Below are 22,168 nucleotides of genomic sequence, written 5' to 3'. Positions count from 1 at the left end.
CGATGGTGACCTTCGCGCAGGCGCAGGAGCGCGCGGAAGAGTGGATCAACGGCGATGTGCCCGCGTACCAGCACCGTGAGGTGCGGGTGCGGGAGTTCGATCTGGGTTTCGTGGTGTGGGCGGAGGACCGTGAGGACGGTCCGACGTCGGACGGTGGCCGTCAGCGTCTGGTCATCGCCCGGGACAGTGGGGAGGCCACGCTGTGGCCGGGTCTGCCGGTGGGTGAGGTGATCCGCCGTTACGAGGAGGAGTACGGGGTGACGGAGTCCGCTCCCGCCGACGCGGCGCCCGCGCAGCCGGAGCGGATCGATCTGAATCAGACGTCGTTCCTGCTGAGTCCGCCGGAGTGGCTGCAGGACGCGGCGGACAGACTGGGCATCCCGGACCAGCGGAGCGGGGGCGCGGGTGCCGGCGCCGGTGCGGGCTCCGGTGCCGCCGCGGGTACCGGAGGCGAGGCGTCCTCGGGCGGGCCCGCGCCTGCCGCGGCTGCGGCGCCCGCTTTCGCCGTTCCCGGCGCTCCCGCCGACGCGCCCGCTCCGGCGGACGCGGCTCCCGCCGCTCCTGCCGCCGGCGCGGGTCCGGTCGCCGGCGGAGGTTCGATGGGCGGTACCTCCTGGCCGAGCGCCGGGGGCGGCGCCGACTACGAGCCGACCGCCCCGGAGGGTGTGCCCCCGTCGGCCCCGTCCTGGAACGACGCCAACACGTCCGGTGGTGCCGGCGACGACGGCTCCGTGCCGCTGCCCGCCACCGTGTTCGCTCCGCCCCTGTCGGGGTCGGACGACGACGACACGCCGCCGCCGTCCGTCGGCGCCGACGCCCCGACCGCGCTGATGTCGGGCGGCAGCCAGCTGCCGCGTACGGCGATCGCGCCCGTGCTCGACCCGCAGGCCGGGGCGCCGGCGGACGACATCGCGGACGCCGCGACCAGCAAGGCCGCCCTGCCGCCGCGCGGAGCGCGGCCCACGCGGGGGACCGGTCCGACGACTCCGCCGCCGCCCGGTGCGCCGGGCACCCCGGGCGCGCGGCCGCCCGCCACCGGCCCGGGTGCCCCCGGCGCGCCGGCCGGCGGCTACGTGCCGACGCAGCTCGTGTCCCAGCTGGGGCCCGGGGGGCCGCAGCAGCCGACTCCTCCGGCGCCCCCCGGTTCCACGCCTCCGCCGGGTGCGGGCGATCCGCACTACGCGCAGACGATGCTGGCGCAGCCCGGCCCGGGTGCTCCCGGTCGTCCCGGTGCGCCGGGTACGCCGCCGCCTCCCGGTCCTCCGGCGCCGCCCGGCTCCACGCCTCCGCCCGGCGGTGGTGTGCACCACGCGGCGACCATGCTGGCGCAGCCCGGCCCGGGCGGCCCCGGTGCGCCGGGCACGCCTCCGCCGCCCGCCCCTCCGGCGCCGCCCGGTTCCACGCCTCCGCCGGGTGCGGGTGATCCGCACTACGCGCAGACGATGCTGGCGCAGCCCGGCCCCGGTGGCCCCGTCTCGCCGCAGCCGCCCGGTCCGCCCGCGCCTCCCGGTCCTCCCGGCGCCCCCGGTGCCCCGGGCGCGCCCGGTGGCGGGGTGCACCACGCGGCGACGATGCTGGCGCAGCCCGGCCAGGTCGGCCCGCCGCAGGCCCCGCAGCCCCCGCGCGCACCTCAGGCCCCGCACGGCGCCCAGCCGCCGCACGGTGCCACCCCGCCGCACGGTGCGCCGCCCGCGTACGGCTATCCGCAGCAGCCGACCGGTCAGCCGACCGTCGGCCCCGGCTACCAGGCCGTGCTGCGCTACCGCGCGCCCGACGGGTCGGAGGCGCAGCTGATCCGCCGCTCGGCGCCCGGTACGCCGCACCCCGAGTGGCAGATCCTGCACGAGCTGCGCGCGATGAACGTGCCGCCGCAGCAGGTGCTGGAGCTGCACACCGAGCTGGAGTCGTGCGAGCTGCCCGGTGGTTACTGCGCCCGGATGATCCGGGAGACCTGGCCGCAGGCGCGGATCACGTCGATCGCGCCGTACGGGCGTGACCACGCGAGCCGTCAGCAGGGCATGCAGCAGCTGATCGCCCATCAGGGTGAGCTGCACCAGGTGGCGGACGGTCCGGCGCGGCCGGCGCCGGTGCGCGCGCCGCTGCCGCCGGTGCAGCCGGCGCCGCCGATCCCGCCGGAGGGCATCGCGCAGGAACTGGCCGGTGCGTTCGGGCCGCAGGGCATCTGCCGGTTCGACCAGCGGGCCGTGTCGAGGCAGGGCGTGCCGGAGATGGTCGCGCGCACGCTCGTGTGGGCGGGCCTGCCGGCCGACTTCGGGCCGTTCTTCTGGGCGCAGCCGCCGCAGCCGGTGGTGCCGACGCTCGCCGAACTGGCCGCGCAGCGGCAGGTGCAGCCGGCCAGCGACGCGGGCTCGTACCTGGTGATCGGGTCCGACTTCGGGCGGGCGATCTGTGTGCAGTACGGGACGGCGCACATCGTGGCCGTACCCGTGGAGGCGGGTCCGGGCGGTCAGCCGCAGGCGCCGCAGTTCGTGAACAGCGGGCTGCCGGAGTTCACCCGGTGCATGGCGCTGCTGGGCCGGATGTGGCGGCTGCGGTTCGGGCTGACCCCCGAACAGGCCGGGCGCTGGACGGTCGACTTCCAGGCGCAGTTGGCGATGCTGGACCCGGCGGCGCTGTCGTCGCCGGAGAGCTGGTGGTCCGTGCTGCTGGAGCAGATGTGGGACGGACTGCTCTGAGCACGTGGCGCCGGCCGGGAGGCCGGTGATCCGGCCGCAGGGCTGAGCAGCGGATCGGAGCACTCGGAGTGCCGAGCACACGCCGGGTGCTCCGTCCCTTTTTGTGGTGATTGACGCATGCTTGGCATATGAGCGCAGAAGCATCACCGCATGGCTTCGTCGTCGTCGCACGAGGCCGGGGTTACCGGACCAAAGAGGTCGACCGCCACGTCACCGAGCTCTCGACGGACCGCGACAGCGCGTGGGAGCGGGCGGCGCGGTTGACCGTACTCGCCAAGGACATGGACAGGGAGGCCACGCGACTACGGGAGGTCGTCGCCGAGCTGAAGCCCCAGCGGTACGAGTCGTTGGGCCTGCGCGCCCAGCAGATCCTCGTACTCGCCGAGGAGGAGGCCGCCGCCGTACGGACGGACGCGGTGGCCCATGCCAAGGCCTTGGCCGACGCGGCGGACGCGGCGGCCCGGCGCGCCCGCGACGCCGCGTGCGAGGACGCGGAAGGCATTCGCTCCGCGGCGGAGGAGCACGCCGCACAGACCCTGGACGCCGCGCGCGAGGAGGCCCACCGGCTGCTCGCGGAGGCGCGGGGCGAGGCCGAGAAGGCGCGCGGGGAGGCGCAGGCCGAACTGCGGCAGGTGCGCGAGCGCACCGCGGGGCTGCTCGCCGCCCAGCAGAAGGTGCACGCCGACAAACGGGAGGCGGCCGAGCTGGAACTCGCCGAGGAGCGGGAGAAGGCGAAGGCCCGTTTGGCGCAACTGATCGCCGACGCGGAGACCCGTTTGGCGGAAGCCGAACGATTTTATGCGGAGGCCGAGAAGAGAGCCCGTCAGGGGCAGGAGGTCGCGGACGAGCGGGCCCAGGAACTCCTGGCGGCCGCCCGGGTCGAGGAGGAGCGCGTGATGCGCGAGACCGAGCACGTCCTGCGGCAGCACGGGGACGCCCGGGAGGAACTCCAGGCCCATATGACCCATGTCCGCAGCAGCCTCCTCACGCTGACGGGCCGTCCGCCGATGGACGACGAGGAGACCGGCCGCGAGAGCCGGGCGGACGCCGGACGCGCGGACGGTGGCGCGGGCGGCGGCGCGGGCGCGGACGGAGGCGGTGCGGCGGGCGAGCGCGACGTGGGCGGCGACCTGCTGGAGGGGCCGCGTGACGGCCGGGGTGACAGCCCGGGCGACGGCCGGAGTGAGGCCGGTCCGGAGGGCGGTTGACGCTCAGTCCTCAGGAAGTACCGGGAAGCGGCGGGGCGCGAGGGTCAGGAGCGTCACGAGTGCCAGGACACCCGCCGCTGCCGCGCCGATGTAGACGTACTCCACCGCCGCGTCCACCGCTCGCGGGGTGAGCGCGGTGGTGTCGTCGAGGCCCCCCTCGGGCAGGTGGGAGCCCAGTACGGCGTTCGCGACCGCCCCGAACAGCGCGGCGCCGACGCTCTGGCCGACCTGGCGGCAGAACAGCACGGACGCGGTCGTGGTGCCCCGCTCGGACCACGGGACGGTGGACTGGACGCCCACGATCAGCGGCAGCTGGAACAGGCCGAGGGCCGCGCCGAGCAGCAGCATGAGCAGGGCGGGCTGCCACGGTTCGCCGGGGTGGGGCAGCAGCGGGAAGGCCAGCAGGACCAGGGTGGCGAGCGACATGCCGATGACGGCCGTGAGCCGGAAGCCGATCCGGGTGTAGATCCGGTTGGAGAAGGCCGCGCTGACCGGCCAGGACAGGGTCATGGCCGACAGGACGAACCCTGCGGCTGTCGGGCCGAGTCCGAGGACCGACTGGGCGTAGGTGGGGAGGAACACCGTCGGGGCCACCATGAGCAGGCCCAGCGCGCCCAGCGAGAGGTTGACCGCCGCGATGGTGCGGCGCCGCCAGACCCAGCCAGGAATGATCGGCTCCGCGGCCCGCCGTTCGATCAGCACGGTGACCACGACGAGCACGGCCGCGCCCGCCAGTAGTCCGAGGGACGGCGCGGACAGCCACGGCCAGGCGACACCGCCCTGGACGAGGGCGGTGAGCAGCAGGGTGCCGGTGGCGAAGACGGCCAGCGCGCCGGGCCAGTCGACGGAGGCGCGGGTGGTGCCCCCCACGGGACGGGCCGCGGCGCCGGCGGCGCTCTTCGTGTCGCCGGTACTTCTTGTGCCGGCGGTGCTTTCGGCGCGGGTGGGGCTTGGCGTGCCGGCGAGGCTCTTGGCGGCGCGGGCGGGGCTTTTCGCGGCGGCCGGTTCCGTCAGGTGACGGGAGATCAGCCAGAGGGCGACCAGCCCGACCGGGAGATTCACCAGGAAGATCCAGCGCCAGTCGGCGTACCCGGCCAAGAGCCCGCCGAGGGCCGGGCCCGCCACCGACGAGGTGGCCCACACGCTGGAGAGCCTCGACTGGATCCTGGGCCGCTCGCTGAGGGGATACAGATCGGCGGCGATCGTCTGCACGGTGCCCTGGAGCGCGCCGCCGCCGAGGCCCTGGACCACGCGGAAGGCGATCAGGGACGGCATGTTCCACGCGGCGGCGCAGAGCAGTGAGCCGATGAGGAAGAGGACGATCCCGGCGATCAGGACCGGCTTGCGGCCGAAGGTGTCGGAGAGCTTCCCGTACACCGGGAGGGTGACCGTCACGGCGAGCAGATAGCCGGAGAAGAGCCAGGAGAACACGGACAGCCCGCCGAGGTCGCCGACGATCTGCGGTACGGCGGTGGAGACGACGGTGCCGTCGAGCGCGGCGAGCGCCATGCCGAGCATCAGTGCCGCGACCACGGGGCCGCGCCGGTGCCGGCCGGCGGCTTCGGGGGCGGCCTGGGATGTCGCTTCGGTCACCGGGATCCCTTTCCTGTTCCTGTCGCCGCCCTTTTGTCTTCCCCATGCATGTATTTCGTCCCGCCACCTTCTCACTTGCGCCTCACGTTGCGGGAGGGGGGAGCCTGGGCGCGGTGCGTCTCCGCCTGGGGGCGGAGAGCCCCTAAGGGGATGTCCCCATTTCCGGCCAGGGAGGGTTCGTCCCCCTGGAGGACGAGAGGGCGCGGGCCCGTTCCTTAGCGTGTTCTCAAGGGCGCTTCGCGGTGGGGGGTGGGGAAAACCCCCGGGTGAAGACTGCGCCGTGCACCAGCGCGCTCGTACCCCTCGGTTCGGAAGACTCGCCATCAGCACGCAACGCATACCGACATAGGAGACTTACCGTGACAACGGCTGTGACCATCCCCAAAACCGGAGGGCGTACGGCCGTCGCGGCGCGGGCGCGGCAGGTCGTGAAGGCGTACGGCGCGGGGGAGACCCGAGTCGTGGCGCTGGACCACGTCGACGTGGACATCGCCCGTGGACAGTTCACCGCGATCATGGGCCCGTCGGGGTCCGGCAAGTCGACGCTCATGCACTGTCTGGCCGGGCTGGACTCGGTGACGAGCGGTGAGATCTACCTCGACGAGACCGAGATCACCAAGCTTCGCGACAAGAAGCTCACCCAGCTGCGCCGCGACCGGATCGGGTTCATATTCCAGGCGTTCAACCTGCTGCCGACGCTGAACGCGATGGAGAACATCACGCTGCCGATGGACATCGCGGGCCGCAAGCCGGACACGGCCTGGCTGAACCGCGTGGTGGAGACCGTGGGCCTGGGGCAGCGGCTCAAGCACCGGCCGACGCAGCTCTCCGGCGGTCAGCAGCAGCGGGTCGCGGTGGCCCGGGCGCTCGCCGCCCGGCCCGAGATCATCTTCGGTGACGAGCCGACGGGCAACCTGGACTCCCGCGCCGGTGCCGAAGTGCTCGGTTTCCTGCGCACCTCGGTCGACGAGCTGGGACAGACCATCGTGATGGTCACCCACGACCCGGTGGCGGCGGGCTACGCGGACCGGGTGCTGTACCTCGCGGACGGGCGCATCGTCGACGAGATGTTCCGCCCCACCGCCGACGCCGTCCTCGACCGCATGCGGCAATTTCCTGGTGGACGTCCCCAGACCTCCGAGTTCGACACGCGGGGGCGGACATCGTGACCGTGGTCAGGACATCCCTGCGCAACTTCTTGGCGCACAAGGGCCGGATGGCGCTCTCGGCGGTGGCTGTGCTGCTGTCGGTGGCCTTCGTCAGCGGCACCCTGGTGTTCACGGACACCATGAACACGACCTTCGACAAGCTCTTCGCGGCGACGGCGGCCGATGTCACCGTCAGCCCGAAGTCCGCGGCCGGGAACGACGAGATGCCGCAGACGGGCAGGCCCGAGTCGCTGCCCGCGTCCGTGCTCGGCCGGGTGGCGAAGGCCGAGGGCGTCGAGTCCGCCGAGGGCGCCGTCGTGTCGATGAGCGTGACCGTGGTCGACGCCGACAACGAGAACATGGGCTCCACCAGCGGTGCCCCCACCATCGCCGGCAACTGGACGCACAACGACCTGCGTTCGATGGAGATCACCTCCGGACACGCCCCGCGCGGCCCCACCGAGGTCATGGTCGACGCCGACACCGCCGAGAAGCACGGGCTGAAGCCGGGGGACGAGCTGCGCACCATCGCCGTCACCGGCGACTTCAAGGCACGGATCAGCGGTATCGCCACCTTCAAGGTCACCAACCCCGGCGCCGCCGTCGTCTACTTCGACACGCCCACCGCCCAGAGCCGGCTCCTCGGCCGGACCGGTGTCTTCACCCATGTCGCCGTCACCGCCGAGCCCGGCGTCACCCATGAGCAGCTGAAGAAGAACGTCATGGCCGCCGTGGAGGGGCCGTACACGTTCCAGACGCAGAAGGAAGCGGCGGACGCGGGCCGTGAGGACGTCGGCGGCTTCCTCGACGTCATGAAGTACGCGATGCTCGGCTTCGCCGGAATCGCCTTCCTCGTCGGCATCTTCCTCATCGTCAACACCTTCTCCATGCTGGTCGCCCAGCGGACCCGGGAGATCGGTCTGATGCGCGCCATCGGATCGAGCCGCGAGCAGATCAACCGCTCCGTCCTGATCGAGGCCGTGATCCTGGGGACGTTCGGATCGGTGCTCGGCGTCGGCGCCGGAGTGGGTCTCGCCGTCGGCCTGATGGAACTCATGTCCTCCATGGGCATGGAGCTGTCCACCCAGGACCTGACCGTGAAGTGGACGACCCCGGCCGTCGGCCTGCTCCTCGGCGTCGTCGTCACCGTCCTCGCCGCCTGCATACCGGCCCGCCGGGCCGGCAAGGTCTCCCCGATGGCCGCACTGCGCGACGCCGGCACCCCCGCCGACGGCAAGGCAGGCCGCGTACGCGGCATCGCGGGCCTGCTGCTGACCGCCGCCGGCGGCGCTGCGCTGTTCGCCGCGGCCCGGGCCGATGAGGCAGGCGAGGGTTCGGTGTACCTCGGCGTCGGTGTCGTTCTCTCCCTCATCGGCTTCGTGGTCGTCGGGCCGCTGCTCGCGGGAGGGGTGGTCCGGGTCCTCAGCGCGGTGGTGCTGCGGGTCTTCGGCCCCGTCGGGCGGATGGCGGAGCGCAACGCGCTGCGCAACCCGCGCCGTACGGGAGCGACCGGCGCCGCCCTGATGATCGGGCTCGCGCTGGTGGCGTGCCTCTCGGTGGTCGGCTCCTCGATGGTGGCCTCCGCGACCGAGGAGCTCGACCGGTCCGTCGGCGCCGACTACATCGTCCAGAGCCCGGGCGGCCAGCCGATCGTGCCGCAGGCCCAGGCCGCCGTGGAGAAGACCCCCGGCCTCGCCCATGTCACCGAGTTCAAGGAGGTCGCCGCCAGACTGACCGCCCCCGACAAGGCGACCGAGGAGGTGGAGCTCATCGCCGCCGACCCGACGTACGCCACCGATCTGCGGCGCGAGACCGTCGCCGGTGACCTCGCGGCGGCGTACGGCACCGACGCGATGTCGGTGGGCAGCGAATACGCCTCCGAGCACGGCGTGAAGGTCGGCGACACGATCGCCGTCGCCTTCAAGGGCGGGCAGAGCGCCCGGCTGAAGGTCGCCGCGATCACCTCGGACGACACCAACGTCGACAAGGGGGCGATGTACACCAGCATCGCGACGGCGCAGCGCCACCTGCCCGCCGACCGGCTGCCCAAGAACCTCATCATGTTCGCCGAGGCCGAGGAAGGTAAGGAGACCGAGGCGTACGCCGCGCTCAAGAAGGCGCTGGCCGCCTATCCGCAGTACAAGGTGCAGAACCAGACCGACTTCAAGCAGGACCTCAAGGACCAGGTCGGTCAGTTGCTGAACATCGTCTACGGCCTGCTGGCGCTGGCCATCATCGTGGCGGTGCTCGGTGTGGTGAACACCCTGGCCCTGTCGGTGGTCGAGCGGACCCGGGAGATCGGACTGATGCGTGCCATCGGCCTCTCGCGCCGTCAGCTGCGCCGCATGATCCGGCTGGAGTCGGTGGTCATCGCCCTGTTCGGCGCCCTTCTGGGGCTCGGTCTGGGCATGGGCTGGGGCACCTCGGCGCAGAAGCTGCTGGCGCTGGAGGGCCTGGGGGTCCTGGAGATCCCGTGGCCGACAATTCTGACGGTGTTCGTCGGGTCGGCGTTCGTGGGCCTCTTCGCGGCGCTGGTCCCGGCGTTCCGGGCGGGACGGATGAACGTCCTGAACGCGATCGCCTCGGAGTAGCCCGGTCCGCCGGTACCGTGGGGGACCGGCCCCGGTGAGCATCCTCCATGCTTCACCGGGGCCGGCCTCACTTCCGGCGCTCCAGCAGGATGTAGCCGCCCCGGGCGTCAGCCATCCGGAACCGGGCGTCCGGATGGAGCCGCTTGGCGTAGGCGAACGGATCGCGCAACCACCCCGAGTTGTTGTTCAGCGCGATGAAGTCCGGTGTCACGCCCCGGGCGTCGCCCACCCACAGGACGCGGCAGCGCCCGGCCAGCCGGCTGATCGGCCCGACGTTCGCCTCGACGGTCGCGCCGTCCGGGATGCGTTCGAGCAGGCGCTCCGCCGCGACGACCCGGGGCGGTTTGCGGTAGGCGGGCGTCTCGGTGAGCGCGGAGAGCGGCAGCGTCGTCGTCAGGGCGAGCGCGGCCGCCGCGGCGCAGGCGGGGACGCGGTCCGCGTAAGTGCGCAGCCAGGGGCGCGGGCTGCGGCGGAGGATGTCGGCGGCGTCGGCGAGGGCCAGCAGCAGGACGGGCATCAGGACGGCGCTGTAGTGCCAGTCGGTGGACCAGTAGTGATCGTCGGCGGAGAGGAAGCGCCAGCCGAGGGTGGGGGCGGCGACCAGCAGGAGGGGGGAGCGCAGGGCGAGCAGGCCGGTGGTGGGCAGCAGCAGCCACAGCAGGGTGCGGATCTTGGTGTCGGCACCCGCCAAGGGGGTGGGCCCGTCTCCGACCTTGGACCAGTAGTCGTAGTCGCCGGCGTGGTTGAACGCCGGGATGACGGCGGTCAGCGTCAGGAGGGTGGCGGCCGCGCCGAGGAGGGCGGCACCGAGCGCGTACGCCGCGGCCCGGGGAGCGGTCGAGCGCGCCCGCCAGGCGACCACCAGGGCGATCGCGGAGAGCGTGAGGCCCAGGTCCTCCTTGACCAGCACGAGCGGGGCGGCCCACAGCAGCGCGGCCCGCCACCGGCCGCGCAGCAGGGCCTCCAGGGAGAACGCGATGAGGGGGACGGCGAAGCAGATCTCGTGGAAGTCGAAGTCGGCGGCCCGCTGTATGCCCCACGACAGTCCGTAGGCGATGCCGATCGCGAGGCCCGAGACCCGGCCGAGGAGACGGGTGGCGGCCCGGGTGACGGGGATCGCGGCGAGCGCGAACAGCGCGGCCTGGGCGACCAGCAGCGTGACCGGTGTCGGGAAGAGACGGTAGGCGGGGGCGAGGAGCGCGGTGACCGGGCTGAAGTGGTCGCCGAGGATGTTCGTGCCCGGCCCCTTCAGATCGGCGACCGGCGCCTGGAGGTGGGCGTAGGCGCGGATCGCCTGCTCGAAGATGCCCAGGTCCCAGGAGCGGGTCTCCATGCGGCGGTACCGCAGCACGGAGAGCGTCGTGTACGCGAGGAAGAGCGTGAGTGCGAGGAGGTACGGGGCGCGGTCGGCCTTGGGTGCGGGCGGCCGCGCCCCGGGTATCGCCTCGGTGCCGGGGGACGGCAGGGCGAGGACAACTCCACGCATGGGTGACGGACTCCTTGGATCTCGGTGCTCGGTGCTCGGTGCTCGGTGCTGGGGCCGGGGCCGGGTGCTCGGTGTGCGTTGCCCGGGCCGGGCGCTCGGCGTTCCTTGCCCGGGCCGGGGGCTCGTTGCTCGGTGTTCGGGTCAGGGGGCGGCCGACCCGGTCGGGGGCGCCGTGGTGATGGCGGTGGACGTGGCGGTCACGGCCGGTGGCTCACCGGTGGAGGGCGTGAGCGAGGACGGGAACGACGAGGACGGTGACGACGGGGGAGGTACGGACGGCGAGGACGACGGCGGGACGGTGGCCGAGGGGGAGGGGGACGGGGCGGGGGGCGTGGCGGGCAGGGACGGCGGATCGGGCCGCAGCGCCATCGAGGCGAGTGCGCCGGTCACGGCCAGCGCGCACACGGCGGAAGCGGCCGCGGCGGTCAGCGTACGGCGTCGCCGACGCATGCCCCGCGCCGTCACCTGGGCGGCGGGCGCCGGTACGGCCTGCCGCCCGGCAACCGCCGCGGCCCGCTTGAGCGCCTCCGCCAGGGCCTCCTCCCCCCGGGCCGGCCCGGCCGGGACAGCCCCCGCCGGGGCCGCCGCCGGGCGCTCGTCCCACCGGTCCTGTCGTGGGAGACGTGCGTGTTCAGACACCGTGGTGCTCCTCCTCGGTCACATCGAGGTCGGCCGCGAGATGGGGGGCGAGCGCGGCCCGGGCCCGGTACAGATGCGTCTTGACCGTGCCCACCGCGATGCCGGTCTCGGCGGCCACCTGCTCGACGGTCAGATCGCACACGTAGTGCAGGACGGCGACGCGCCGCTGTCGGCCGGACAGCCGGCGCAGCGCCGCGACCAGGGCGACCGAGCCGGGATCGGGGGCCGGCGCGGCGGCCGGCAGGCCGCTCCCGTGCCGGCGCCACGCCTCGGCCGCGCGCCCACGCCGCCGCCACCGGCTCACGGCCAGCCGCCAGGCCACGGTACGGATCCACGCCTCGGGCCCGGCGTCCCGGGACAGCCGGGCGCGGCGCCCCCAGGCCCTGACGAACGCCTCCTGCACCACGTCCTGCGCCTCGTGGAGATCGCCGGTCATCAGATAGAGCTGGCCGACGAGCCGTGAGACGCAGTGAGCGTAGAGCTCCTGGAACTCCTCTTCGGTCAATGCGGCTCCCAGCGGATCGGACAGTTCTCATGGCGTATACGTCCGGGGCCACCGATCCGGTTGACACCGGACCGCACGAATTTTCGCCACACCCGTCGCGGTGCCGCTGGTTTCCGCCACACCCCTCGCGGTGCCCCTGGGGCGCGGGAGGTTTCGGGGGCGGCTGTCGGACCGACGTCGTAATGTGGGAACCCCCGGCCCGTGTGACGTGTCGGGCGGTTCGCGTTGCCCCACTCCAGGGATGGAAGCCCCCCATGAGCCTGCACGGTCTGCTCGACGTCGTCGTCAAGGACCCCGCCCTCGCCGAAGCGGTGAGCGCCGCGTCCGACGGTCACCGGACCCATGTCGACCTGGTCGGTCCGCCCGCGGCGCGCCCCTTCGCGGTGGCCGCGCTGGCCCGGGACGCCGGCCGGCCGGTGCTGGCCGTGACCGCGACCGGGCGGGAGGCCGAGGACCTGGCAGCCGCGCTGCGCACGCTGCTGGACCCGGACTCCGTCGTGGAGTACCCGTCGTGGGAGACCCTCCCGCACGAGCGGCTGTCGCCCCGGTCGGACACCGTGGGCCGGCGCCTGGCGGTGCTGCGGCGCCTCGCCCACCCCACGCCCGACGACCCGGCGACCGGGCCGGTCTCCGTCGTCGTGGCCCCGGTGCGCTCAGTGCTCCAGCCGCAGGTCAAGGGGCTCGGCGACCTGGAGCCGGTGTCCCTGCGCACCGGACAGCAGGCGGACCTGAACGAGGTCGTCGACGGTCTCGCGGCCGCCGCCTACTCCCGGGTGGAGCTGGTCGAGAAGCGCGGCGAGTTCGCCGTGCGCGGCGGCATCCTCGATGTGTTCCCGCCGACCGAGGAGCATCCGCTCCGGATCGAGTTCTGGGGCGACGACGTCGAGGAGGTCCGGTACTTCAAGGTGGCCGACCAGCGGTCCCTGGAGGTCGCCGAGCACGGCCTGTGGGCGCCGCCCTGCCGCGAGCTGCTGCTCACGGACACCGTCCGGGAGCGGGCCGCCGCACTCGCCGAGGCCCACCCCGAGCTGGGCGAGCTGCTCGGCAAGATCGCCGAGGGCATCGCCGTCGAGGGCATGGAATCCCTCGCCCCGGTGCTGGTGGACGAGATGGAACTGCTCCTCGACGTGCTGCCCAAGGGCTCCATGGCCGTGGTGTGCGACCCGGAGCGGGTGCGCACCCGGGCCGCGGACCTCGTGGCCACGAGCCAGGAGTTCCTGCAGGCGTCGTGGGCGGCCACGGCCGGCGGGGGCGAGGCCCCGATCGACGTCGGCGCCGCCTCGCTGTGGGGGATCGCGGACGTCCGGGACCGCGCGCGGGAGCTCGGCATGATGTGGTGGTCGGTCTCGCCGTTCGCGGCGGACGAGACGTTCACCCTCGCCGCCGACGCGGCGGGCGACACGGACACGCTCAAGCTGGGCATGCACGCCCCGGAGACGTACCGCGGCGACACGGCCAGGGCGCTCGCCGACACCAAGGGCTGGCTGGCCGACGGCTGGCGCACGGTGTACGTCACGGAGGCGCACGGCCCCGCCACCCGCACCGTCGAGGTGCTCGGCGGCGAGGGCATCGCGGCCCGCCTGGACTCCGACCTGCGGGACATCTCGCCGTCTGTCGTCCATGTGGCCTGCGGCTCGATCGACTACGGCTTCATCGACCCGGGGCTGAAGCTCGCCGTCCTCACCGAGACCGACCTGTCGGGCCAGAAGGCCGCCGGCAAGGACGGCCAGCGGATGCCGACGCGTCGCCGCAAGCAGATCGACCCGCTGACCCTGGAGGTCGGCGACTACATCGTGCACGAGCAGCACGGCGTCGGCCGGTATATCGAGATGGTGCAGCGCACCGTGCAGGGCGCCACCCGCGAGTACCTTCTCGTCGAGTACGCCCCCGCCAAGCGCGGCCAGCCCGGCGACCGGCTCTACATTCCGACCGACCAGCTGGAGCAGGTCACCAAGTACGTCGGTGGCGAGGCCCCGACCCTGCACCGGCTCGGCGGCGCGGACTGGACGAAGACCAAGGCCCGGGCCAAGAAGGCGGTCAAGGAGATCGCCGCCGACCTGATCAAGCTGTACTCGGCCCGGATGGCCGCGCCCGGCCACGCCTTCGGCGCGGACACCCCCTGGCAGCGCGAGCTGGAGGACGCCTTCCCGTACGCGGAGACGCCCGATCAGCTGTCCACGATCGCCGAGGTGAAGGAGGACATGGAGAAGACGGTCCCCATGGACCGTCTCATCTGCGGCGACGTCGGCTACGGCAAGACGGAGATCGCCGTCCGCGCGGCCTTCAAGGCGGTCCAGGACGGCAAGCAGGTCGCGGTCCTCGTCCCCACCACGCTGCTCGTGCAGCAGCACTTCGGCACGTTCTCCGAGCGCTACTCGCAATTCCCGGTCGTCACGCGCGCGCTGTCGCGCTTCCAGACCGACGCCGAGGCGAAGGCGACGCTGGACGGACTGAAGGACGGTTCGGTCGACATCGTCATCGGTACCCACCGCCTGTTCTCCTCCGAGACCAAGTTCAAGGACCTCGGCCTGGTCATCGTCGACGAGGAGCAGCGCTTCGGCGTCGAGCACAAGGAGCAGCTGAAGAAGCTGCGCGCCAATGTCGACGTGCTGACCATGTCGGCGACCCCGATTCCCCGTACGCTCGAAATGGCCGTGACCGGCATCCGCGAGATGTCGACCATCACCACGCCCCCGGAGGAGCGGCACCCGGTCCTCACGTTCGTCGGGCCGTACGAGGAGAAGCAGATCGGCGCCGCGATCCGCCGTGAACTGCTCCGCGAGGGTCAGGTCTTCTACATCCACAACCGGGTCGAGTCCATCGACCGGGCTGCCGCGCGCCTGCGCGACATCGTTCCCGAGGCCCGGATCGCGACGGCCCACGGCCAGATGTCCGAGTCCGCGCTGGAGCAGGTCGTCGTCGACTTCTGGGAGAAGAAGTTCGACGTCCTCGTCTCGACGACCATCGTCGAGTCCGGCATCGACATCTCCAACGCCAACACCCTGATCGTGGAGCGCGGCGACAACTTCGGCCTGTCGCAGCTCCACCAGCTGCGCGGCCGTGTCGGTCGTGGCCGCGAGCGCGGGTACGCCTACTTCCTCTACCCGCCGGAGAAGCCGCTCACCGAGACCGCCCACGAGCGCCTCGCGACGATCGCCCAGCACACCGAGATGGGCGCCGGCATGTACGTCGCCATGAAGGACCTGGAGATCCGCGGCGCCGGCAATCTGCTCGGCGGCGAGCAGTCCGGCCACATCGCGGGCGTCGGTTTCGACCTGTACGTCCGTATGGTCGGCGAGGCGGTCGCGGACTACCGCGCCTCCCTGGAGGGCGGTGTCGAGGAGGAGCCGCCGCTGGAGGTCAAGATCGAGCTCCCGGTCGACGCACACGTCCCCCACGACTACGCGCCGGGCGAGCGTCTGCGCCTCCAGGCGTACCGCGCGATCGCCTCGGCCAACTCGGAGGAGGACATCAAGGCCGTCCGCGAGGAGCTGACCGACCGCTACGGCAAGCTGCCCGAGCCGGTCGAGAACCTCCTCCTCGTCGCGGGTCTGCGGATGCTCGCACGGGCCTGCGGCGTCGGCGAGATCGTCCTGCAGGGGCCGAACATCCGGTTCGCCCCGGTGGAGCTGCGCGAGTCGCAGGAGCTGCGACTCAAGCGGCTCTACCCCCGCACGGTCATCAAGGCGCCGACCCACCAGATCCTGGTCCCGCGCCCGACGACGGGCAAGATCGGTGGCAAGCCGGTGGTGGGACGCGAACTGCTGGCGTGGACCGGCGAGTTCCTGACGACGATCCTCGGGTCGTAAGCTGCTCCGCCCTACCGCCCGGCGCCGACGCCGGCGCGCGTCCTGTCGGTGATCCCCGGTATTCCCGGGGCCCGGGGCCCGGGGCCAGAGCCGTGGTTCACGGCCAGGGCCGTGGTTCACGGCCAGGGCCGTGGTTCACGGCCAGGGCCGTGGTTCACGGCCAGGGCCGCGGTTCACGGCCAGGGCCGCGGTTCACGGTCGGGTCGTCAGGTCCCCGTCCGTGGTCGAGGGGTCCGGCCCGTGGGTGCACGGTCGGGTCGTCAGGTCCCCGTCCGTGGTCGAGGGGTCCGGCCCGTGGGTGCACGGTCGGGTCGAGGGTCCGGTCCGCGGGTGCACGGCCTCGCGCGGTCCGCGGCCCGGTCCGCGGGTGCACCGTCCGGTCCGTGGCTCAGGATCCGGTCCGCGGTTCACGGCCCCGTCCGCGGGTCCAGGGCCAAGTCCATGGCCCTGACCACCGGTCCACGGCACCATCCACGGTCCACGGCACCATTCACGGTCCACGGTGCACGGTCCGGTCCGGGCCCCTGGCCCCTGCGCGCTCACGGCCCGTCCCCAACCCACGGCACCGTGCGCAGTCCACGGCCCGGTCCGTGGGTCCACGGCCCATCGGCGATCCAAGGGCCGGTTCGCGGGGCACGACCTCGTCCGTGGCGCCGGCCCGTCCGGTGGTTCACGGCCCGGTGCGCGGGCCACGGTCCGCCCCGTGGCGCCGGCTCGTCTGTATGTTCCGGCCCAGTCGGTGAACCCGCCGGGCCCTCGGCCGGCTCGGCCGCTGTCAGGCGCCGCCGGTGCGGCGCTGGGTGTCGCTGTCCTGGCGCAGCCGGTCGGTCTGCCGGGTGACGGTGTCGACACGCGCCGCCAGCTCGGGGTGTCCGTCCCTCAGATGTGGTCCGGCCTCGGCGAGCGGGCCGATGAGACGGGCGGCGTCGTCGTGGGCGAGGGCGCGCACGAGGTCCTGGACGGGGGTGCCCGCACCGCTGGGCAGGTCGGGGAGGGCGGCGATCTGGCCGGCGAGCCCGCGCAGGTCGGCCGCGTTGCGGCGGGCCCACGCGGTGACCGTGCGGTCGGCGGCCCGACGGTCGCGGGTGGCCTTGATCCGCTCCTCGCCGGTGCTGCCGGCGGCCCCCGGCCGCAGTCGCAGATAGCGGCGCTCGGCCGCCTGGCGGCTGGTGACGCCCAGCGGCTCGGCGAGATCGGCCCAGCTGGCGCCCGCCTGGCGGGCCGCCTCGATCAGGCCGTGCTCCCAGCCGGCCAGCTGGTGACGAACCTCCCGCAGCAGCAGCAGTGCCGCCAGGGCCTGCTCGGGACCGGGCGCCTCCGCCGCGGGCCGCCGCACGCCGGAGTCCGTGGTGTGCGCGGAATGCACCGCCTCGTCTATGGCGCTCAGTGCCGCCGCGGCGGCGAGGAAGGAAGCGGGGGCGGGGTTGGGTTTCGGCCCGGAGGCGGGCCGGTCGTCCGTGGGCACGGGGCTCTCCTGTCCTCCGATCCTGCGAGCAGGGATTCCCCCCACCGCCTGTCATCCTGTCGATGACTTCAGTGGTTGTCATCGTTCCGATGACATGTTACAACGGGAGGCAGGTGAAGCGCATTGGCACTACCGCAGAGCCGACTGGAGGTGTTGATGATGTTGATGCGCACCGATCCGTTCCGCGAGCTCGACCGGCTCACCCAGCAGCTCCTGGGCACGTCGGGGACCTGGTCGAAGCCGTCCCTCATGCCGATGGACGCCTATCGCGAGGGCGAGGAGTACGTGATCGCCCTGGATCTCCCCGGTGTCTCCACCGACGCGATCGACATCGACGTCGAACGGAACATGCTGACGGTCAAGGCCGAGCGGCGTCCGCCGCAGAAGGCGGACCATGTGCAGATGGAGCTCTCCGAGCGGCCGCTGGGTGTCTTCTCCCGCCAGGTCATGCTGGCCGACACCCTCGACACGGAGAACATCAAGGCGGACTACGAAGCCGGCGTGCTGACGCTGCGCATCCCGATCGCCGAGCGTGCGAAGCCCCGCAAGATCGCCATCGGCGACTCCGGGCGCAAGCAGATCAGCGGCTGACCGGCGTCCCGCCGACCCGAGCGGCGGAGGACGTGGGTTTCGCGGCCCCTCCGGTCCCGTCCTCCGCCACGCTCCCCCACCCCCGCGTGTACGACCCCGCGTGTACGACACCGAACGACTCGCGCAGGCCCGCGCCCCCCTCGCCGCGGCGGGGAGGACGTAGGCCGAGGAAGGAACGACCACAGCCATGCGGTGGCACGAACTCGTCCAGCACATCCGTACCTCCGGCCGGTACGAGAGCGACACGGAGGCCGAGCGGGTCCTGCGCGCGGTCCTCGGCGAGCTGGGCCGCCACGTCACCGGCGAGGAGCGCTGCGAGTTGGCGCGCCTCCTGCCCACCGAGGCCGGGGAGCTCCTCGCGCGGGAGATACCCCGCACCCAGCCGCTGACGGCGCCCGGGTTCGTCGACGCCGTGGCCGCCCGACTCGCCTCCGTGCCCGCGCCGGCCGCCCGCTGGGCCTCGGGCACCGTCCTCACCGCCGTCCGCGACCTCGCGGGCGACCACCTCACCCGCCGTATCCTGGCCGAACTGCCCCGTGGGTACGCGCTCCTGTTCGGCCTGGCGGAACTCGCACCCGCCGCCCCGGCTGCGTCGACCGCCCCGGCTGCCTCGACCACCCCGGCCACCCCGGCCACCCCGGTCGTCCCCGCCGCTGCGGTGCCCGCCCGGGCAGCGTGAGCACGCGGTCCGAGCAGGCCACCCGTGAGCCGCCGCCCGATTACCCCTCCTGAACGGCCCTCCTGAGCGGGCCGTCCGTCCGAGGGGCCGTCCGAGGGGGGCCGTCCGGGCAGGAGGCCGGGATCCGCTGACAGGCCATCTGCCGGGAGCCCCGGACCGTTGCTTACGATGCGGGAATGCCCGCACTGCGCACCGCCCTGCCCGCCACGGCCCTCGCCGCCGCGCTCGCGGTTTCCGGCTGTACGCAGCCGTCCGGACCGGACGGTGACGGCCCCGGCGCCACCGGTGGCAGCGGGGGCGGTGGCGGGCCGCGCGGCTCGGCACTGGCCGCCGTCGACGGACTCACCGTCAAAGGGCGCGCGCCCAGAACCGGTTACGAGCGGGAGAAGTTCGGCCGCGCCTGGTACGACACCGACGGCAACGGCTGCGGGACCCGGGACGACATCCTCGGGCGCGATCTGACGGGCGTGACCTTCAAGGACGAACGGCGCTGCGAGGTCGCCCGCGGTACGCTCATCGACGATCCCTACACCGGCAAGCGGATTACCTACGTACGAGGGAACAGCAAGGTCGACATAGACCATCTGGTGGCGCTCTCCGACGCCTGGCAGAAGGGCGCCCAGCAGTGGGACGCCGACAAGCGGCGCCGGTTCGCCAACGACCCGCTGAACCTGCTGGCCGTCGACTCCGCCGCCAACCGCCGCAAGGGCGACGGCGACACCGCGACGTGGCTGCCGCCCGACCGGACCTACCGCTGCGAGTACGTCGCCCGCCAGGTGGCCGTGAAGCGCAAGTACGGGGTCTGGGTGACGACGAGCGAGCGGGACGCGATGCGGCGCGTCCTGGGCGGCTGTCCCGAAGTGGCACTGCCCTGAAAACGGGTTGGAGTGGCCGTGAGCGTCTGCTTAGCCTGCGCGGATGGAACTGAAGATCACCACCCTGGCCGAGCGTCCCGAACTCGAGGGCCCGCTGTGGGGGATGCCCGCCTCCTGGCCGGAGTTCACGCTGAACGACCCGATCGGCTGGGCCAACTTCGGCCGGATCGTCTCCGAGCTGCCGGAGTACGTCCTGGTGGCGACGGACACCGGGGGGACGCTGGTGGCACGGGCGTTCAGCGTGCCCTTCCAGCTGCGCGCCCAGGGGCGCGGCGAACTGCCCGCGACCGGCTGGGACCAGGTGCTGCTGTGGGCGTTCTCGGACCGCAGGCACCACCGCATACCGGACACGGTGAGCGCGATCGAGGTCGCCGTCGCCGCCGGGGCGCAGGGCAGGGGGCTGTCGGGGCGGATGCTCACCGCGATGCGGGAGAACGCCGCGCGGCTCGGTTTCCGCGAGGTCGTCGCCCCCGTCCGGCCGAACGGCAAGCACTTGGAGCCCGACGCGTCCATCGAGGAGTACGCCCACCGCACACGCGCGTCGGACGGCCTGCCGCACGACCCGTGGCTGCGGGTCCACGTCCGGATGGGCGGGGTCATCGAGTCGGTGGCCCCCGCCTCCATGACGGTCGCCCATTCGGTGGAGCGGTGGCGGGAGTGGACGGGCCTGCCGTTCGACACGGACGGCCCGGTGCGGGTCGAGGGGGCGCTGGTGCCGGTCCACTGCGAGGCCTCGCGCGGCTACGCCGTCTATGTGGAGCCCAATGTGTGGGTGCGGCACCGGCTCTGAGCGTGCGCCCCCCCCGGCCCGTCACCGGGCGTGCGGCGGCCAGGGCGTTTCCCTCGGATCGGGCCGAGCCCGGCAGGACCCGGGGAAACGCCCTAGGACTCGTCCAGGTCGACGATGTCCTTGGCGGCGGGCTTCTGCGCCCGGACGGGCTTGTTGTACGCGGAGAAGGTCATCGTCCCCGGTTCCTTGCCGCCCTTGATCTCGATCCTGAGGATGTACGGCTCGCCCTCCGTGGCGACGTACACCTTGATCGTCGTCTCGCCGTCCGACTCGGTGAGTGTGAGTGCCTGCCGGCCGCCCACCTCGGCCGGCTCGCCTATGCGGGCGAAATTGACGCCGGTACGGAAGTCGGACAGCATCCCGTCGAGGTCGCAGACTTCCAGGCTTTCCCGGGACTCCTGGTCGGTGACCGACGTCTTCACCCAGCGGCCCCTGAGTTCCTTCAGTACGGCCGCGGTCTCCTCGGGCGAGTCGCCCTTGCTCTGGTCGCGCAGGAACGCCTCGTCGAAGCGCATGTAGACGTCCTTGGCGTTCTTCCCCGTACGGATCAGCTCCGCGGTACCGGTGGCGCCCACGGACAGGGTGCCGGCGCAGCGGCCCTGTGAGTCCATGGCCACGTACGCCTTCGTCGGGCCGTCGGCCGTCAGGAAGTTCGTGTCGAGGTTCAGGGACGAGGCCGTCTTGGTCGCGTTGATGGCCCGGTTGGCTATCTGGGGGCCGGAGAGGCCCGCGAACGGGCCGGTCTTCTTCGGCTCGGAGGCGACCGGGTCGAGGGGCCCGCACGCCGCGAGGCCGAGGGCGGCGACCGTGCACAGGGCGACCAGGGCGGGGTGCCGAAGCCGGGTGGGGGCGGTGGCAGTCATGGGCTGTGTTCTCCGGGGGTGGGAGCAGACGGGGGAGCGGGGTGGGGAGCCCGTGGGAGGACGGCCGGGTGGCGGGGAACAGGGGCAGAGCAGAGGGGGAGAGAGGGAGAGGGAGGGGGGCGGGGAAGAGCCGGGTGGGGGAGCCGTGGAGGGGGCCCGGGGCGAGGCGCGGCGAGACGCGGCTGAGCCCGGGCGCGCGGCCCGGGCCGAGCTCAGGGAGTCAGAGCTTCAGCTCCCACTGCGAGGCGTCGTGGTCGAGGCCGGGGGAGACCTCGACGGACAGGTTCTTCGCGGCGGCCGGGGCGTCGAAGGCGAACTTCACCGTGGCCTTCTTGCCGGGCAGGATCGTGCCGCTGAAGCCCTTGCCGTACGTGTCGCCGTCGAAGATCTCCTCGGCGTTGACGCCGTCGGCACCCGCGCGGGCCTGGACGGTGACCAGGTTGGCGTCGAACTTCTCCTTGCCGGCGTTGTTGATGACGATCGTGACCTCGTAGGCCTTGTTGCCCTCGGTGTGGCCGACCGCGAACTCGCCGGGCTTGACGGCCTTCGGCTCGGAGACGGTGACCTGCAGCTCGTCGTCGTAGATCGAGGTGTCACCCGCGGCGAGGCCCTTGCCCTTGGCTCCCTTGCCGGCGTCGCCCTTGCCGGCCGGGGCCGCGGAGCCGCTGCCGGAGGCGGGCTCCTTGGGCGCGGTGCTGTTCAGTTCCTTGTTGAGCTCGTCCACCGCGTCGTCCACGGCCTTCAGGGTGATGACCGCGCCGACGACCGAGAGGATCAGCGCGAGGAGGCCGAGCACGGCGCCCGTGGTGGTGACGCCCTTGTTGGTGGCCTCACCGCGCTTGACTCTGCCGCGGCCGACGAGGCCCAGGATCAGGGCGATCAGACCGAGGATGCCGGCCAGCCAGAACAGCAGCGGGATCACCCCGGAGAGGGCGCCGATGATGCCCAGGATCAGGGCGGCGGTACCGAGACCGTTGCGGATCCGCGGCGCCGGCGCGCCGTATCCCCCCGGGCCGGACTGCGGGTGCGGGGCGTCGTACTGGGGCTGCTGCATGGAGTGGGACATGGGTTGGCCTCCCGGACAGGACTGGGGTGTGACCGGGACTCACCGTGAGCCCCGTGTGGCGACGGGTCAATAAGACCAGAGGCTGTGAACCGAGTCAACACGATTCACAGAAGTCGGGCCGACTCACACTGTGAAGCGCTCGGTCTTGCGCATGCCGCTAGGAT

General features: G+C 72.9%; 16 protein-coding genes. 9 read left to right on the top strand and 7 right to left on the bottom strand.

The genetic code is table 11. From position 1 onward, the window contains the following. The first annotated feature begins 2 nt into the window (after positions 1–2). Together ACY34K_RS19435 and ACY34K_RS19430 are read left to right on the top strand one after the other, a co-directional pair. Positions 3–2,696: an SUKH-4 family immunity protein gene (locus ACY34K_RS19435; protein ID WP_462748694.1), complete on the top strand. Its 2,694-nt coding sequence runs from the start codon at positions 3–5 to the stop codon at positions 2,694–2,696. 128 nt (positions 2,697–2,824) lie between these two features. Further along, on the top strand, positions 2,825–3,904 hold the full coding sequence (locus ACY34K_RS19430; protein ID WP_462748692.1) for a cellulose-binding protein: 1,080 nt from the start codon (positions 2,825–2,827) through the stop codon (positions 3,902–3,904). Positions 3,905–3,907: 3 nt separating this feature from the next. Here ACY34K_RS19430 and ACY34K_RS19425 read toward each other — a convergent pair whose 3' ends face one another. Further along, positions 3,908–5,497, bottom strand: coding sequence for an MFS transporter (locus tag ACY34K_RS19425; RefSeq protein ID WP_462748690.1), 1,590 nt, complete (start codon positions 5,495–5,497; stop codon positions 3,908–3,910). 359 nt (positions 5,498–5,856) lie between these two features. Here ACY34K_RS19425 and ACY34K_RS19420 point away from each other — a divergent pair, with 359 nt between their 5' ends. Together ACY34K_RS19420 and ACY34K_RS19415 are read left to right on the top strand one after the other, a co-directional pair. Next, entirely contained in the window at positions 5,857–6,666 is an 810-nt protein-coding gene (locus ACY34K_RS19420) for an ABC transporter ATP-binding protein (RefSeq protein ID WP_462748688.1), read from the top strand. After that, complete coding sequence (locus ACY34K_RS19415) at positions 6,663–9,236, top strand: ABC transporter permease (protein ID WP_462748686.1); 2,574 nt, start codon at positions 6,663–6,665, stop codon at positions 9,234–9,236. The genes ACY34K_RS19420 and ACY34K_RS19415 overlap by 4 nt, the downstream gene beginning before the upstream one ends. Positions 9,237–9,303: 67 nt before the next feature. On the opposite strand, the gene ACY34K_RS19410 is transcribed toward ACY34K_RS19415, so the two are convergent. The 3 genes from ACY34K_RS19410 to ACY34K_RS19400 form a co-directional block, all read right to left on the bottom strand. Then, positions 9,304–10,722, bottom strand: a complete 1,419-nt coding sequence (locus ACY34K_RS19410; RefSeq protein WP_462748685.1) for a DUF2079 domain-containing protein — start codon at positions 10,720–10,722, stop codon at positions 9,304–9,306. Between the two features lie 141 nt (positions 10,723–10,863). Continuing rightward, positions 10,864–11,361 (bottom strand): hypothetical protein, encoded by a 498-nt coding sequence (locus ACY34K_RS19405; RefSeq protein WP_462748684.1) that lies wholly within the window; start codon positions 11,359–11,361, stop codon positions 10,864–10,866. Then, the gene (locus ACY34K_RS19400; protein ID WP_462748682.1) at positions 11,354–11,866 is read right to left on the bottom strand and encodes a SigE family RNA polymerase sigma factor; all 513 of its coding nucleotides are present in this window, start codon (positions 11,864–11,866) and stop codon (positions 11,354–11,356) included. The genes ACY34K_RS19405 and ACY34K_RS19400 overlap by 8 nt, the downstream gene beginning before the upstream one ends. Before the next feature lie 254 nt (positions 11,867–12,120). Between ACY34K_RS19400 and mfd the strand changes: the two genes are divergently transcribed. Beyond that, entirely contained in the window at positions 12,121–15,675 is a 3,555-nt protein-coding gene (mfd, locus tag ACY34K_RS19395) for a transcription-repair coupling factor (RefSeq protein ID WP_462748680.1), read from the top strand. A 775-nt stretch (positions 15,676–16,450) separates the two neighbouring features. Here the strand turns inward: mfd and ACY34K_RS19390 are convergent. Then, positions 16,451–17,140 (bottom strand): type III effector protein, encoded by a 690-nt coding sequence (locus ACY34K_RS19390; RefSeq protein WP_462748678.1) that lies wholly within the window; start codon positions 17,138–17,140, stop codon positions 16,451–16,453. A gap of 159 nt (positions 17,141–17,299) precedes the next feature. Between ACY34K_RS19390 and ACY34K_RS19385 the strand changes: the two genes are divergently transcribed. From ACY34K_RS19385 to ACY34K_RS19370, 4 genes are all read left to right on the top strand, one after another. Beyond that, positions 17,300–17,731: an Hsp20/alpha crystallin family protein gene (locus ACY34K_RS19385; protein WP_462748814.1), complete on the top strand. Its 432-nt coding sequence runs from the start codon at positions 17,300–17,302 to the stop codon at positions 17,729–17,731. A 187-nt stretch (positions 17,732–17,918) separates the two neighbouring features. Next, the gene (locus ACY34K_RS19380) at positions 17,919–18,410 is read left to right on the top strand and encodes a DUF2267 domain-containing protein (RefSeq protein WP_462748676.1); all 492 of its coding nucleotides are present in this window, start codon (positions 17,919–17,921) and stop codon (positions 18,408–18,410) included. Between the two features lie 176 nt (positions 18,411–18,586). Then, on the top strand, positions 18,587–19,285 hold the full coding sequence (locus ACY34K_RS19375) for an HNH endonuclease family protein (protein WP_462748674.1): 699 nt from the start codon (positions 18,587–18,589) through the stop codon (positions 19,283–19,285). A 43-nt stretch (positions 19,286–19,328) separates the two neighbouring features. Beyond that, on the top strand, positions 19,329–20,075 hold the full coding sequence (locus ACY34K_RS19370) for an N-acetyltransferase (RefSeq protein ID WP_462748672.1): 747 nt from the start codon (positions 19,329–19,331) through the stop codon (positions 20,073–20,075). A 92-nt stretch (positions 20,076–20,167) separates the two neighbouring features. Here ACY34K_RS19370 and ACY34K_RS19365 read toward each other — a convergent pair whose 3' ends face one another. Together ACY34K_RS19365 and ACY34K_RS19360 are read right to left on the bottom strand one after the other, a co-directional pair. After that, a complete protein-coding gene (locus ACY34K_RS19365) occupies positions 20,168–20,938 on the bottom strand; it encodes a hypothetical protein (protein WP_462748670.1) in 771 nt (256 codons plus the stop codon). A gap of 220 nt (positions 20,939–21,158) precedes the next feature. Next, positions 21,159–22,004, bottom strand: a complete 846-nt coding sequence (locus tag ACY34K_RS19360; protein WP_462748669.1) for a DUF4352 domain-containing protein — start codon at positions 22,002–22,004, stop codon at positions 21,159–21,161. Positions 22,005–22,168: the final 164 nt, after the last annotated feature.

This window comes from Streptomyces sp. STAM6 (assembly GCF_054963715.1).
Note: the sequence above shows the minus strand (reverse complement) of the source record. Positions and strands in the feature narration are given on the sequence as shown.